Source organism: Streptacidiphilus sp. MAP12-16 (assembly GCF_041262165.1).
Classification (GTDB): Bacteria; Actinomycetota; Actinomycetes; order Streptomycetales; family Streptomycetaceae; genus Streptacidiphilus.
Window position 1 is genome coordinate 109,281 of sequence record NZ_JBGCBY010000012.1, and the last position, 13,698, is coordinate 122,978.

Consider the following 13,698-nt stretch of genomic DNA (forward strand, 5'->3'; position numbering starts at 1 on the left):
CGCCGACCTGGAGCTGGCCCAGAGCTGGCTCAGAGCCTGCCGAACGCCTCAAGTGCCCTCGGACGCCCCCGAACAGTCGCGTTAACAACTTCCTTCGGGACTCGTAAGGAACCTCTCAGACGGGTGCGCTATAGATGCGACATGGGGAATAGCGCATGGCTGGCCCTTACGATGCCCTGACACTGGGTGGGCAATGCTTGGGACCGAGGTCCCGCACTAGGAGGTCATTCGTGAGTACCGAGCACGAGGGTGGGAACGCCGGGTCGGAGCAGCCCGTCCCCACCAGTGGGGATTCGGCGGGACCGTCCCCCGACGTGCGGACGCGCGCCGTGCCGACCGACGCCGCGCCGGACGACACCGTCGTCCAGCCCGTCCAGCCCGTCCAGCCCGTCCAGCCCGTCCAGCCCGTCCAGGACGCCGGCGCCCCGGACAACACAGCGGCCGAGCAGACCCTCGTCCAGCCGGTCGCCGCTCAGGAGCCGATCGACCCGCCGGCTGACCCGGCTCTCGCCGGCTACCCGCCGCCGAACGCGCAGCAGCCGATAGCTGAGCCGACCGTGCCGCCCGTTCCACCCGTCCCACCGGTGCCTCCGGTTCCCGCCGCGCCCGTCCTGGCCGCGTTCCCGGAGCAGCCGCTGCCGACCGTTGCCGCCGCCCCGGAGTTCCCGCCGCCGGTGGAGGCGACCGCCTACGCCCACCAGTCGCCCCCGCCGCCCCCGTACGGTGCTGCGCAGCCGCAGTACGGCGGCTACCCGGGCGGAACTCCCTTCCCGCCGTACGACGACGGCACCGCGTCGCGCAAGAAGCGCCGCGGCGGCCTGATCGCCTTGCTCGCCGCGACGGCGATCATCGCGGGCGGTATCGGCGGCGGTATCGGCTCCTGGCTCGAGACTCGGGACAGCTCGAGTGGCAGCACGACCGTCACCTCGACCATCGACCCCAAGGCGCTCAGCCGCGCACCCGACAGCATCGCCGGGATCGCCGCCCGTGCGCTGCCCAGCGTGGTGACCATCGAGGCCAGCAACTCGCAGGAGTCCGGCACCGGTACCGGCTTCGTCTACGACACCCAGGGCCACATCCTGACGAACAACCACGTCGTGGCTCCGTCGGACAACGGCGGCAAGCTGACGGTGAAGTTCTCCGACGGCAGCAGCTACCCGGCCACGATCGTCGGCCGGGCCTCCGGCTACGACGTCGCCGTGATCAAGCTGTCCCAGACGCCGAAGAAGCCGCTGGTGCCGCTGGCCCTCGGCAACTCGGACCAGGTGGCTGTGGGTGACACCACCATCGCCATCGGCGCGCCCTTCGGGCTCTCCGGCACGGTCACCTCGGGCATCGTCAGCGCCAAGAACCGCCCCGTCGCCTCGGGAGACTCGACCGGCGCGCAGACCTCCTACATGAACGCCCTGCAGACCGACGCCTCGATCAACCCGGGCAACTCCGGCGGCCCGCTGATGAACGCCTCCGGCCAGGTCATCGGCATCGACTCGGCGATCCAGTCGACGGGCAGCAACAGCTCCACCGGCGGCCAGTCCGGCAGCATCGGCCTGGGCTTCGCAATCCCGATCAACCAGGCCAAGTGGGTCGCCGACCAGCTGATCAAGACCGGCAAGCCGGTCTACCCGATCATCGGCATCCTGCGCGACGACAGCTACACCGGCGTCGGTGCGAAGATCGCCTCCGCGCCGGTCCAGGGCACCCCGGCGATCACCGCCGGCGGCCCGGCCGACAAGGCCGGCCTCAAGCCGGGCGACGTGATCACCCAGCTGGACGGGGTGGCGATTGACAGCGGCCCGACCCTGGTCAGCGAGATCTGGTCGCACCACCCCGGCGACACGGTCAGCGTCACCTACACCCGCGACGGCCAGAGCCACACCACCAACCTGACCCTCGGCTCCCGCGTCGGCGACCAGTAGCCCCCCGCCCCACCCTGCGCACCCGGCCCCGTACGGCAACCAGCCCCACCGCCGTACGGGGCTATTCGCTTCCCACACACGCCCCGAGTCATGAGAAGATCCCTGGGCGCGGTCATCCACGGGGCCTCCCCACGGACCATGCCCGTGCATGGAGAGCTGCCCGAGCGGCCTAAGGGAACAGTCTTGAAAACTGTCGTCACGGGGAACCGTGACCGAGGGTTCGAATCCCTCGCTCTCCGCAGCTCAGAACACGCAGATCAGGGCCGGTATCGGGATGAGCTCCCATACCGGCCCTTTTCGATTCCTGTCCCACCATGTATGCCCGGATACCGCTGTGGACCAGCGCGTGTGCCCCAGGTGTGCCCCAGGGGGATTCGCTATTCCAGCAGCTCAGCTCCGTTGAGGAAGCGCTCGATCTGCTGGTTGGCGTGGTCCCTCCTGCCAGCGATGATCTTTGCGTAGAAACGGAACAGAACCGCGACGCTGTGTCCCGCCCGCCGCGCAACCTCGATCGGGTCGACGCCGGCCAACAGCCATCCGGACACACAGGTGTGGCGCAGCGCGTAGGGCACGTCGGCCAGCAGGGACGCCACTTCTTCGGGGGTGAGCGCACCCCTGCGTGCCCCCTTCCACACGGCGGCGTATTCCTTCGACAGGAGCCGACCGCCCTCGGCTGCCCGAAACAGCCGGCCGTCGGGTGCCACACCGAACTCGTTGATGTGCTCGCGCAGCAGCTGCACGAGACCGGAGGGATGGGGATCTCCCTGGTGCTCTTGCGCGCTCGACGCTTCAGGCCCCGCACGTCGTGGGTCTGACCGTCGTCGGTCCACATCGTTCCCGCACGAGGGGAACTGCCCGCCAGCAAGACGACGCCCCATCCCTGGCCAGGAAGGGTGCAGTCGGCCAGGTGCAGATCCGTCGCTTCTGCCGGATGGGTGGCCGCATAGAGGATGCAGCCGTAAAACGCCTTGAGGTGACGTCCCCGAGCCGAGACCTCCCCGGCTGCCTCGATCAGCGCACGGCCCTGCGTGGGGTTGGGTACCCAGCGCCAGTCAACCTCGTCGTCTACCTCGGGAGGCGTCCAGTCCACGAACTGAAGCGGGTTCGCGGTCAAGTGGCGACGCTCAATGGCGTACTGCAAGGCATTGTTGAAGACCATCCGTTTACGACGGATCGTGTTGTCGGCGGCCTGCGTGCCATCGAGCTTGAGGGACAAGGCATCCAAGGCCGCGCGGATCGTGTCGGAGTCCTCCAACGCAGGCAGTCGGACCGATTTCCCAGCGATCCACGCGAGGGCAGCCGCAATGCCGGCAGGCGGCTCGGGCAAGCGTCCGGAGGCATTGAACGCCCAGCAGGACAAGGCTCTGCGTAGAACCTTCGCGTCCGGCGCACCCTGTCGATCGGTCACTAAGGCGGAGGTGACGGTGGCCAGAGCGTCAGCACGGGCACCGCGGCTCTTTGCCGACGACCGTGGCCACTTCATCGCCGCATGGGCCTTGGCGTGCTCGAACCATGTCGGCTGCTGGAGCAGTTTCCACTCTGCAGCAGGGAGACCGGACTCCTCATCGAACTGCTGGCCCTCCCGGAGCGCGGTCATGAGCTCCGAACGCCGGCCGTCCGCCTGTACTTTGAGGACGTAGCTCTTGCTGTGAGGCGTAGATCCGACCTTCCAGCGCACCCGGAAGGGCTTTGGCCTGTCCGGACGCCGCTCAATGGCGTAGATCCGAACGTCGAAGGTCAGCACGCCACATCCTCGCAGTGCTGCCACCAGGCATCCAGGTCGGAGCGGCTGACCCGGATCTGGCCATTGGGCAGCTTCGAGCACTTGGGAGCCTCGCCCAGGGCGCGCATGCGGTAGAAGGCAGAGCGGGAGACGCCCATTTCCTCTAGCGGTGGTTTGTTAAACCGGGGAGTAGAGATCAAGTGGATGGCCTGCGCCGACGGCGTTGATCAGGGGTTGAAGTTCGGGTGGCGGGGCTGCGTTGGTCCATGCTCGCCAGCAGCGTTGGAGGGTGATCCAGGGGTCGAGCCAGGCCCGGACGGCGCGGATCGCCTTGGGCCAGCTGGCCAGGCGGGGCTGATGGGGTCTGGTTGGGCCCCCTCTCAGCCGATCCTGCCGGAGTTTCGGCTGGCGGGACCGCGGGGACAACGGCGAGCTCGCGGTCCGGCGGTTGAGCGAACCAGGTGTCCCAGCAGAACGAGAACGCGCAGGTGACCAGGGTCTGGTGGCGGCGGATGGCGGTATCGGAGCGCACCTGGAAGTCGGCCCACCCGAGTTCGTCCTTGACCTGCTTGTAGCTCTGCTCGATCCAGTGTCGGATGCCGTAGATCCGCACGACTTCGTTCAGGTCGGCGGCGGGTTCGGGGCTGTCGGCCTCGCGGGGGCTGCCGGGGCGGGGCAGGTCGGTGGCCAGGTACCAGGTGGCTTGCGTGGGCAGGGTGGTCGGGTCGGTGGTCGCCACGACCAGGCGAACGTTGCCGTCGGGTCCCCACCAGCCGAGGTGGGCGTCGGCGGCCCACCATGTCTCGGTGTGTCCGTCGCGGAAGGTGCGCTCGACGGCGGTCCAGTCGCCGGGATGTTCGGGGTCGGTCCAGGTCAGGGCACGGGCGGCGTCGGCGGGGGTGTAGGCGTCCTTGCCGTAGGCCCAGGTGCCGTGGCTGGGTTTGAGGGCCATGACGAACGGCAGTCCCACCGCGTGGAGTTGCCTGCGGAAGCCATCCTGGTCGCCGTAGGCGCAGTCGGCGGCCACGGCTCGGAAGGCCACCCCTGAAGCCTTCGCGGTGCGGGCCAGTTCGGCGGCGATCTGCAGTTTCGTGCGGAAGTCGGGGTCGCTCTTTCCCTTGGGGAAGTGGTGGGCGGGGCTGTAGGGCACGGCGTGCAGCGGGTAGTAAAGGTTCTCGTCGGCCCAGCAGGTGGTCACCGTGACGATGCCGTTGTCGGTCTTGCCCAGCCGGCCCAGCCACTGCCGGCCGATGTGCGCGGTCGCCTTCCCATCTTTCCGGTCCCCCGAGTCGTCGATCACCAGCACCCCACCGATGTGCGGAGTGGTCGCGGGATCGGCCAGCAGCAGCTCCACCCGGCGGGCGTTGACCCGCTCGTGGTCCCAGGTCGACTCGGACAAGAAGAACTGCAGCCGCTGCACCGCCGCGTGCTGGGCGCCGACCACCGGCTCGGTGCCGGCCAGGCAGGTCAGCGTCTTGTTGCGGTCCCGCGGCAGCAGCAGCCCCGCGAGGTACTCCCGGAACCCGCGGCGCTGTGCCAGGGTCGAGAAGAGGTCATCGAAGCGTGCGGCATAGGCTTCCAGCGGGCCCGGAGCGGGCGGACACGGCACGCGACGGGTCATCACACGCTCCCAGGCAGCGAGGCGACGTTCCTCTACTACTGGCCTACTGCGCACCTGAGCCGCCGTCAACAAACCACCGCTAGCCGGGGCCGCGGCGGCCATACTCTCCCCCATGCCACTGACGCTGCAGGGCCTTGAGCTGCGGGGCTTCAATGGGTTCGTCAGCTTCTCCGACGTCGCGGTCTCCCAGATCCCTCGGGGCGGCGGGATTTACGTTGTGATGCGGATCGCTGACCGGGCCCCGTCCTTCCAGACGGCCAGCACCGCCGGATGGCGCAAGCAGCGTGATCCGGCGGTGAGTGTGAAGAAGCTGGCGGAGAAGTGGGTGGATGGCGCCGAGGTCGTCTATATCGGGAAGGCCGCGGCTGGTGCAGCTGGCGGCCACGGCCTGCGCGGGAGGCTGGCACAGTACGCCCGTCACGGTCTCGGCGGTACCAGCCACCACGGCGGGCGGTACATCTGGCAGCTACAGGACTCCGCAGCGCTGCTGGTGGGATGGAAGCCGAGTGAGCAGCCGCGCGAAGCCGAGAAGGCTTTGATCGCTGAGTTCGAGGCGCTCTACGGCGGGCTGCCGTTCGCCAACCTCAACCACTGACGAACCCTCTAACCGAGGCGGTCCAGTGGCGCGTGCGCCAGTAGCGCGCCAGATTGGCCGGTATGTCACGGGCGCTCGGGGATGTTGGCGGGGCGATCGACGCGAATCCAGCGTGACTGGGAACGACCCAGGTCAGACGGCGTGATCACTTGCATTCTTGTAAAGCGGGGGTCGTCGGTTTGAACCCGACAGGAGGCTCAGATTTCGGCCCAGGTCAGATGCGTTCTGACCTGCGCCTTTTTTTGCTTCCTTCGTGTCCCCGGCCTGGAGGGCGGCCAGCTCCATGTCCGCCTGATCCGCGATACGACCCTGGGTGGCGGAGCTGACGGGGCGGGTCCGGGTTCTGGCGGATCGTCACCGTTCTGTCACACCTGGGTGGGGTGGGAAACCGCTGCGGGGGAGGGTGGTGTGTTCCAGGGCGAAACGCCGGTGGGGAACCGGCCGGGTTCTCTTGGGGGTATGTCATGCAGCGCAACAACCGTGTCCGTGGGGCCGTGGCGACGGTGGTGGCGGCAGCGGCCGTCGGGCTGGTGGCCGGGTGCGACCCGACCGCAACGGCGGGTGCGGCAACGCCGGCGGGTCCGAGCGTGGCGGCAAGCGCGACTCCGACTTCGTCCCTCACCGCGTTGGCCGCCGCGCCTACGACGACGCCCACGGCGTCGAGCGATGCCATACGGCGCTGTACTGCGGCCGAGGTGGCGGTGTCGCCCGCGCACCAGGCGGCGGTCCGGCCGCAGGGGACGGGGACGGGAGCGGTGGTCGTCGGCGTCACGAACACCTCGGGCCACAGCTGCACGCTGCTGGGCTTCCCGACGGTGGCAGGGGCGGGGAACGGGGCCCCGGACCACAATCTGCCGCTGATGGTGCATCACATGGGCGCTGCGTCAGCTGTGCGACTGGCACCCCACGAAAAGGCGTGGGTGAAGCTCACCTTCGTCCAGGTGCAGGGAGAGGCCGGCGGCTACTGCGTCTCCGGGGCCACACCCGCCTCCTACCCGACGATCGTGCTAGGCCTCCCGGGCGCCGGTGCCCACCAGATCGCGATGGACGACGGCGTCTTCGCCGAGTGCGACAACACGGTGAAGGTCACCGCACTGTCCTCCGTCCGGCCCTCGTGACGCCCGCGCCCGACGCAATGCAACGGTAGCGATCACTGGTAGGGGGTTTGCTGGCAACTTGGCAGGTAGACGGCGGTCGGCTCCGCCTGATGGTCGCCGTCTTGAAAACTGTCGATGTACGACCGTGCCCCGCCGTGAGTGTCTAACTGCGCTACAACGGCGCCGTACTCAGCCGTACAGCCGCGGACGTTCAGGGACGGTTCCGGCACGTCAACCAGGTTGGAGCTGCACATCGAACAGCAGCCTGAATTGCTTCGGGACGAAGAGGTCGGCCCTCCGCCATTGGAGCCCAGTCGGCAGGCCGGCGATCGGCTCGCGAATCCGGCATGCGAAGTTAGCAAGGCTCACGGATCGCCAGGACGCAGCCGCATGGTTCGAACGTGATTCGGCGGGCGCGCTCATCGATGCGGGGGTCGCTGGGCGTGGGTTCCTTGCAGCCAAGGCAGAGAGGGTGCGGGGGGTCCTCAGGTTCGGGGTCCGGTAGACCGGCCAGAAGGTGGTCAAGTTGAGCCTCGTTGTCAAGGCCGTTGCGCTTGTCGTCCAGTTCCACCCACTGCAGCACATCGGCCGAGGTGCATGTGAACTCTCGTTGTCGACCGACTCCACGGGCTTGCCCGACTTGGGATTGCTGACGCCAGTGTCGGGCGTGGACAAGCAGCAAGCGCACGTCGCAGGGTGCAGCCCGCGAACACGAGGGACAGTCGCCGTCTTCCGGATGCGATTCCGCGACGCGTAGGCATCTTGCTTCATCTTCGGCCCAGACCGAGAGCAACGCGCGTCGTTGCTGCCTGTCTTTGTAGGTGAGTCTGGTTTGCATGGATGCATCATGCTGTAGGCCAGGCGCCCACGGGACCGTGCAGCACTAGTTCGCGCCGAGGCGACACCGTTCCTTACCCGTGCCCCGGTAGCGATCACGTGAGCGGCTCAGGCTCCGCGCCAGTTGCGCGCCAGTTCGATGGGTAGACCGCGGTCACGCGGGGATGCCGACGGCGCGATCGGCCAGTGTCTGGGACGACCGAGAACGTCCCAGGTCAAGCAGCGTGATCACTGGCATTGTTGTAAAGCGGGCATATTGAGGCGGGCTGAGTGCGAGATGCTCGGATCCGACAGGGGAGGAGCATGGGCAATCGGGAGACCGAGCGCACAGCCATCGACTACGTCATGGCGCTGGAGCGGACCGCCGGCCGCGAACCGGTCGATGTGAGTACGGCAGGCTACCGCTACGACATCGCGAGCCCCCCTCGCAAGATTGAAGTGAAGGCATTTGGTGGTTCAGCGCGCGGCATGTCGCTCCCCCTGGAGGAGCGTCAGCTAGCTGCGGCGAGGGAGAACCCGGAGACCTTCTATCTCTACGTGGTGGACAACGTGACCAGGCCTGATGCTGAGATTGGCGTCAGGGTGCTGCACGGTGAGGCGCTCCACCCGGTCATCGAGCGGGCGATGCCATCCACCACCTACTGGTCGACCCTTCGCGCGGCGGAGTACGACTCGGCCGAGCGATTGCCATAGGAACGGCGACACGCACGGCAGCGAAGTACAGCGAACGTGACGCACAAGAACCCCGGGGAATCTGAACGCGCCATCCGCACCACGAAGCGCACCCTCAACCGGGGTACCGTCTACCACGGCATCGGTGATCGCATCCACGCCACCGCGCCGCTGTGCTGGCTGGCCGTGCTGCCAATCCGCATCGCCGAACGTCGCACCAGCCGCGGTCACTCGTGCCGCGGGTATGCCCCGACGGGAGCCCCGTCTGATCGTATTGCCGACAGAGTCTTACAGGGCACCGTCTCTGACGGTTGGTTGACAAGTCCATGGATTTGAAGTCATGATCGCCGGGGCTCGTCAGTGCTGGCGCTCATGGGGGGATGCCGCAGCACGACAAGCTGGTTCTGCCTTGCATCGAAGTGCCTTCTCTCTCCCCCCGGCCATCGATCTACCCGGAGGGCAACGTGAAGATACCCATGCGTCTTGCGATCAAGACCAGCCTCGCTGCAGCATGCATCGCGACTGCCCTGCCCGCACAGGCACACGCGGCTTCCGGAGCCGCTGAGAAGCTACCCACGCGCTACAGCGCAGCCCAGATCCTTCAACTGACGCCAGCACAGCAAGGCGCGTACCTCGCACCGCTGCGCGCGTTGGCGGGGGCCCTCGACGGCGCGGGGCGCGGGACGTCGAGCGGCATCTATACCAATGTCATCATCGATGCGCCCAACTATCAGGTCGACCTGCTGGTCACGGAACCTGCGAAGGCGAAGCGGCTGATCGACGCGGCACGGCACGCAACGCCGTCGATCAACACCACGTTGGTCAAGATTCAGAGCGCTCGCTACACCCGCAAGCAACTCGACGCCGCTCGGGATCAACTGGCGAACCAGTACAGCACCCACCAGCTTGCGTACAACCTCATCAGCGCCGCCCCTGACCCCCACGGAGCCTCGTTGCTCGTGTCCGTGGACGACGTGGCCAAGGCCAGGGCGACCGTCGGGAACGTCGCACGGAGCATGAGGCAGAGTGCTGTCCCCATCGTCTTCTCGTCCGGGACGGCCTTGAGTGGCTTGGTCGGAAAGGCGCCCGCCCGGACCCCCAGTGCGGTCACGGCCAACGCCATCGACCCGTACTGGGCCGGTGTGCGCTGGCACGACAGCTCGCCATTCATCGCCGGGGACCAACTCGTCACTGTCGAGGGCTACTGCACAGCGGGTATCCCCGCGATGACCACTGACGGTCATAACACGCCGGTACTGCTCACGGCGGGACACTGTGTTAAGAGCAGCGCTGTCTCCGACATTCAGACTGGTAACGGCAAGGCCGGCTTCTACTACAATCCAGTCGTCTCGGGTGGTAACGAGGTCGGTTTCGGCGGCGGAAGCAGCGTCTCCGATCAGTGGGACGCCACGGAAATCGTCGGACAGAACTACAACGCCGACGAATCCGATACAACCACGTATAAGAAGATCACTAGCGTCGCTTACTCGTACGACGGCGACTTCGTCTGCCAGGACGGTGCCTACTCGTTCTTTGCAGGACAAGGGGTTCCGTGCAATATCGGCGTGACCAACCAAGACGTCCTCTACTGGCACGCCAATGGATCAGGGGTGGACGTTCAGTCGCGTGGTGTCCAGGGTAGGCACCTCATCTCATATGGGGGCCAGTGGGAGCCCTCGGGTTGGGCGGGGCACTCGGGCGACAGCGGCGGTTTGGTCTTCTCCCTGAGCGGTGGCAACACTCAAGCGCGAGGCCAGGTCAGCGCTGGCGCCGACGACACGTGGGTTGGGCAGGGAGGAGACAACACGATCTACTGGACCGAGGCCCCCGATATCCTGGGTCACTACAATCTCAAATTGAACCCGAACACCTGATGAGGGTGATGACCCCCATGTCGTTCTCCCGCGCCATTCAACTCCACCTGCGACCAGCCGGCACCTGCGCGATTCTGTGCTCGACAGCGCTCTGGGGGCTGACAGCCTGCCAAGCCTCATCTGGACCGACAGCCCTCCCGTCCACCCGGTCCTGCTCCGTTTCCGACCTCGGATCGCAGGACTCCAGTCCCGAAGCCACCACCTACCTCGGACTCGACCAGACAGCCGCTGACAGCCGAGCGACTGCTCACCATCAGACGATCGAGACGGTGGGTCGCGACGGACGGTGTGACACGGTTCTTGACCTGAATCTGAACCCGAACCGTGTTCGGGTCTACCAGGAACGCGGCAAGATCACGTGGACCCGGATCGGCTAGTTCCGCGACCGCATGAATGAACTGGACTTACCTCGTTGTTGTGGCCTGTCTGTCTAGGCGCAATACACGGGAACCCGCTGGTGATCTTCTGGGGTCATGCGGCGGTGGTGCACAGGGCGTGGAAGCCCGTTGATCGCCAGCGGATTGTCTGCCCCAGGCGCGCCCCGGTAGTGATCATTGGCGGAGCCTTGCTGACGACTTGGCAGGTCGATGGGCCCATGCTCGGCCTAACGATCGCCGTCTTGAAAACTGTCGTCGCGGGGAACCGTGACCGAGGGTTCGAATCCCTCGCTCTCCGCCAGTGCATATATGCAGGTCAGGGCTGGTATTGGAAAGGTTCCAATACCAGCCATTTTCGATTTTTGACGCACGTGCATTCGATTCACGACCCAGATTTATGCCCTACGGGGACTATCCGGGGACCAAATCACGAGACCAGTATCACCACGTAGGGTGTCTGTGCAGGTGGCGGGGCGACCGTGCGCCGGCGTAACGACAGTGTTCATGACTGTCGGCAATTCGCCGGTTGGTTGTGGTGGCTGATGAGCAGGCGAACGGTGCTGCTGGTGACTCCGCAACTTCCGACACCGCTGTCCGAATTTCGTCGCGGACCCGTCGCGCTCGTGTTTCGCGGTTCTTGGTGGTCATGTTCCCGCGATGGCCCAGGCGGTGAGGACGGCCTGGATTTTTTCGGGTTCTGCCTGGTGGGGGCGTGGGCCGTGAAATCTGTGGGCGATGATGACGCGGCGGAGCTTGGCGGTCATGTCCTCGAAGGAGGGCTGGGCTTTGGTGGTGTACCAGCGGGCCCGGAGGCGGTGCTCCTCGGTGTCGGTGGGCTGGTGGCCGGCCAGCGCGTACCAGGCGATCGTGACGGTGTAGGCGAACAGGCCGAAGGGGACGGTACGTTCCACGGCGGACCGGGTGCGGTTGCGGGCTTCGCCGGCACCGAGAGTTTGGCGGGCGTCGTGGAAAGCTGACAGGCGATCGGCCGGCTCGTAGCGCACACGCGGGAGCTGGCGGCGAAGCACCGCGTTCTCGTGCCGCAGCACCAGCAGCTCCGCTTCCTTGGACACGCTGCGCCGCAAGAACAGCGCGGGCAGCGACAGCAGACGGCGAGAGACGGCGTACACCGGGGACAAGATCACGGAAGATGATCGCAGGCACCTCGGACCGGCTAGTCCCGTAGTTCGCATGTCCTGATTTCGGCTGGACTCGTTTTGGGGCCGTTTCTGTTGCGAGATCGTGGTCGTTGGCCGGGTGTGTCGAAATCGAATTCGAAGTCGCCGAGGGAGCGGACGGTGCGCCCGGTCATGATCTCCGTGGTCGAGGCTGAGGTGAGGAAGCGGTTGGGCGGTCTGCCGGCGGCGGTGGAGATCCTGCGGCGGTGGAGATCCTGCGGCGGTTGGACGTGGCCGGGATCGTCGACGAGCGGTGCCCGGTGCGCAGCGACGCCGATCTCACGCACGGCCAGGTGATCGAAGTGCTCATCGCGAACCGCCTGACCAGCCCGATGCCGCTGCAGCGGGTTGGGGACTGGGCGTCGGCGTGGGGGGTGGAGGAGACGTTCGGCGTCGAGGCCGAACTGCTCAACGACGACCGGCTGGCCCGGGCGCTGGACGCGGTCGCCCCGCATCTGGCGGAGATATCCGGCACGGTGGCCGCCACCGCGATCAGCGGGTTCGGGATCGACGTGGCGAAGATCCACTGGGACATGACCAGCATGTCGATGTCCGGCGCCTACCCGGAGCCCGACCAGGACCCGGCGTTCCCGCAGATCAAGCACGGCCATCCGAAAGACCGCCGGTTCGACCTCAAGCAGGTCCAGGCCGGGATCGCGGTGGCCGGCGACGGCGGGATCCCGGTGTTCTCCAAGGTGTTCGACGGCGGCGCGGCCGAGGTGTCGCAGGTCGTGGACACGATGAAGGCGCTCAAGGAGATAGCCGGGCCGCGCAGGTTCCTGATGGTCGCCGACTCCAAGCTGGTGTCCTGGGCGAATGTGACCGCACTGTGCGCCGCGGAGGTGGATTTCACCGCGCCGCTGCCGGCGGCCCGGGTCGCCGACGGCTTCTACGCCGGGCTCGACCTGGACGCGGCCCGGATCGTGGACCACGTCCCGGCCCGGGCCAAGAACAGTCCCGCCGACCGGCGGGACGTCTACCGGGTCCTGGAGGACACCGTCACCCTGGCCGGGCCGCGCAAGAAGGACACCCCGGTCACGCTGCGCCGGGTGCTGGTGCACTCCACCGGCAACGCCGCCGGCCAGCAGCAGGCCCGGGACAAGCGCCTGGCCAAAGCCGCCGCCGAGTTGGACAAGCTGGCCGCCGGGGCCGGCGGCCGCTACTACAACACCAGCGAGAAGATCTCCGCCCGGGCCGGAGTGATCGCCAAGACCCGGCGTGTGGCCAAGGTGCTGCACACAATCACCGGCACTCATCCTGACACCGGAAAACCCACGTTCACCTGGTGGTTTGATACCGAAGCGCTGACGGCTGAGACCGCCGCCGACGGCTGGTACGCACTGGTCGCCCCGTTGCCGGCCCCCGGCGGCCAGACGCGCGCCGCCGAGCAGATCCTGCTGGACTACAAGTGCCAATCCGGTGTTGAACGCCGCTACGCCGACTTCAAAGGCCCCCTCGCGGTCACCCCGGTCTTCGTTCAGAAGAACAGCCGCGTCGCAGCGCTCATCCAAGTGATCTGCCTGGCGCTGCTGGTGTTCTGTCTGATCGAGCGCGAGGTCCGCCGGGCCCTGGGCGGCGACGGCAAGATGGCCGGGCTCTACCCCGACTCCCGCCGCGTCGCCCCGACCGCCCGCATCATCCTCTACACCCTGTCCATCCTGGAGTTGCGCATCGGCAACATCATGGACCCCCCCGACCGTTGTGTTCGCCCGAGGAATCCACGTCCACCTACTCGAACTCCTCGGGATCGAAGTCATACAGCCCCGATGGACCCACACATGACAACCCGATGTGACTCCCAGCTTTAG

General features: G+C 67.0%; 9 protein-coding genes, 1 tRNA gene and 1 pseudogene. 7 read left to right on the forward strand and 4 right to left on the reverse strand.

Annotated elements, in window-relative coordinates; all coding sequences use genetic code 11:
- Positions 1–230 precede the first annotated feature (230 nt).
- Both ABIA33_RS18030 and ABIA33_RS18035 read left to right on the forward strand, forming a co-directional pair.
- Complete coding sequence (locus ABIA33_RS18030) at positions 231–1,916, forward strand: trypsin-like peptidase domain-containing protein (protein ID WP_370082698.1); 1,686 nt, start codon at positions 231–233, stop codon at positions 1,914–1,916.
- Between the two features lie 150 nt (positions 1,917–2,066).
- A tRNA-Ser gene (locus ABIA33_RS18035) sits at positions 2,067–2,155 on the forward strand.
- Between the two features lie 138 nt (positions 2,156–2,293).
- On the opposite strand, the gene ABIA33_RS18040 is transcribed toward ABIA33_RS18035, so the two are convergent.
- The 3 genes from ABIA33_RS18040 to ABIA33_RS18050 all read right to left on the reverse strand — a co-directional run bounded on the left by ABIA33_RS18040 (position 2,294) and on the right by ABIA33_RS18050 (position 5,260).
- A complete protein-coding gene (locus ABIA33_RS18040; RefSeq protein ID WP_370082700.1) occupies positions 2,294–2,656 on the reverse strand; it encodes a hypothetical protein in 363 nt (120 codons plus the stop codon).
- Positions 2,657–3,653: 997 nt separating this feature from the next.
- Positions 3,654–3,797, reverse strand: a complete 144-nt coding sequence (locus ABIA33_RS18045) for a helix-turn-helix transcriptional regulator (protein WP_370082702.1) — start codon at positions 3,795–3,797, stop codon at positions 3,654–3,656.
- A gap of 38 nt (positions 3,798–3,835) precedes the next feature.
- Positions 3,836–5,260, reverse strand: coding sequence for an IS701 family transposase (locus tag ABIA33_RS18050; RefSeq protein ID WP_370082704.1), 1,425 nt, complete (start codon positions 5,258–5,260; stop codon positions 3,836–3,838).
- Positions 5,261–5,372: 112 nt separating this feature from the next.
- Here ABIA33_RS18050 and ABIA33_RS18055 point away from each other — a divergent pair, with 112 nt between their 5' ends.
- The 4 genes from ABIA33_RS18055 (at position 5,373) to ABIA33_RS18070 (ending at position 10,335) form a co-directional block, all read left to right on the forward strand.
- Positions 5,373–5,855 (forward strand): hypothetical protein, encoded by a 483-nt coding sequence (locus tag ABIA33_RS18055; protein WP_370082706.1) that lies wholly within the window; start codon positions 5,373–5,375, stop codon positions 5,853–5,855.
- A 464-nt stretch (positions 5,856–6,319) separates the two neighbouring features.
- Positions 6,320–6,973, forward strand: a complete 654-nt coding sequence (locus tag ABIA33_RS18060; RefSeq protein WP_370082708.1) for a DUF4232 domain-containing protein — start codon at positions 6,320–6,322, stop codon at positions 6,971–6,973.
- A 1,119-nt stretch (positions 6,974–8,092) separates the two neighbouring features.
- On the forward strand, positions 8,093–8,482 hold the full coding sequence (locus ABIA33_RS18065; RefSeq protein ID WP_370082710.1) for a protein NO VEIN domain-containing protein: 390 nt from the start codon (positions 8,093–8,095) through the stop codon (positions 8,480–8,482).
- A gap of 359 nt (positions 8,483–8,841) precedes the next feature.
- Positions 8,842–10,335, forward strand: a complete 1,494-nt coding sequence (locus ABIA33_RS18070) for a peptidase (RefSeq protein WP_370082712.1) — start codon at positions 8,842–8,844, stop codon at positions 10,333–10,335.
- A 1,354-nt stretch (positions 10,336–11,689) separates the two neighbouring features.
- Here ABIA33_RS18070 and ABIA33_RS18075 read toward each other — a convergent pair.
- Positions 11,690–11,857, reverse strand: a pseudogene (locus ABIA33_RS18075) (integrase); the annotation flags it as partial.
- Between the two features lie 239 nt (positions 11,858–12,096).
- Between ABIA33_RS18075 and ABIA33_RS18080 the strand changes: the two are divergent.
- Positions 12,097–13,698 carry an IS1634 family transposase gene (locus ABIA33_RS18080; protein ID WP_370082714.1) on the forward strand — a complete coding sequence of 534 codons (1,602 nt, stop codon included), beginning with the start codon at positions 12,097–12,099 and terminating at the stop codon, positions 13,696–13,698.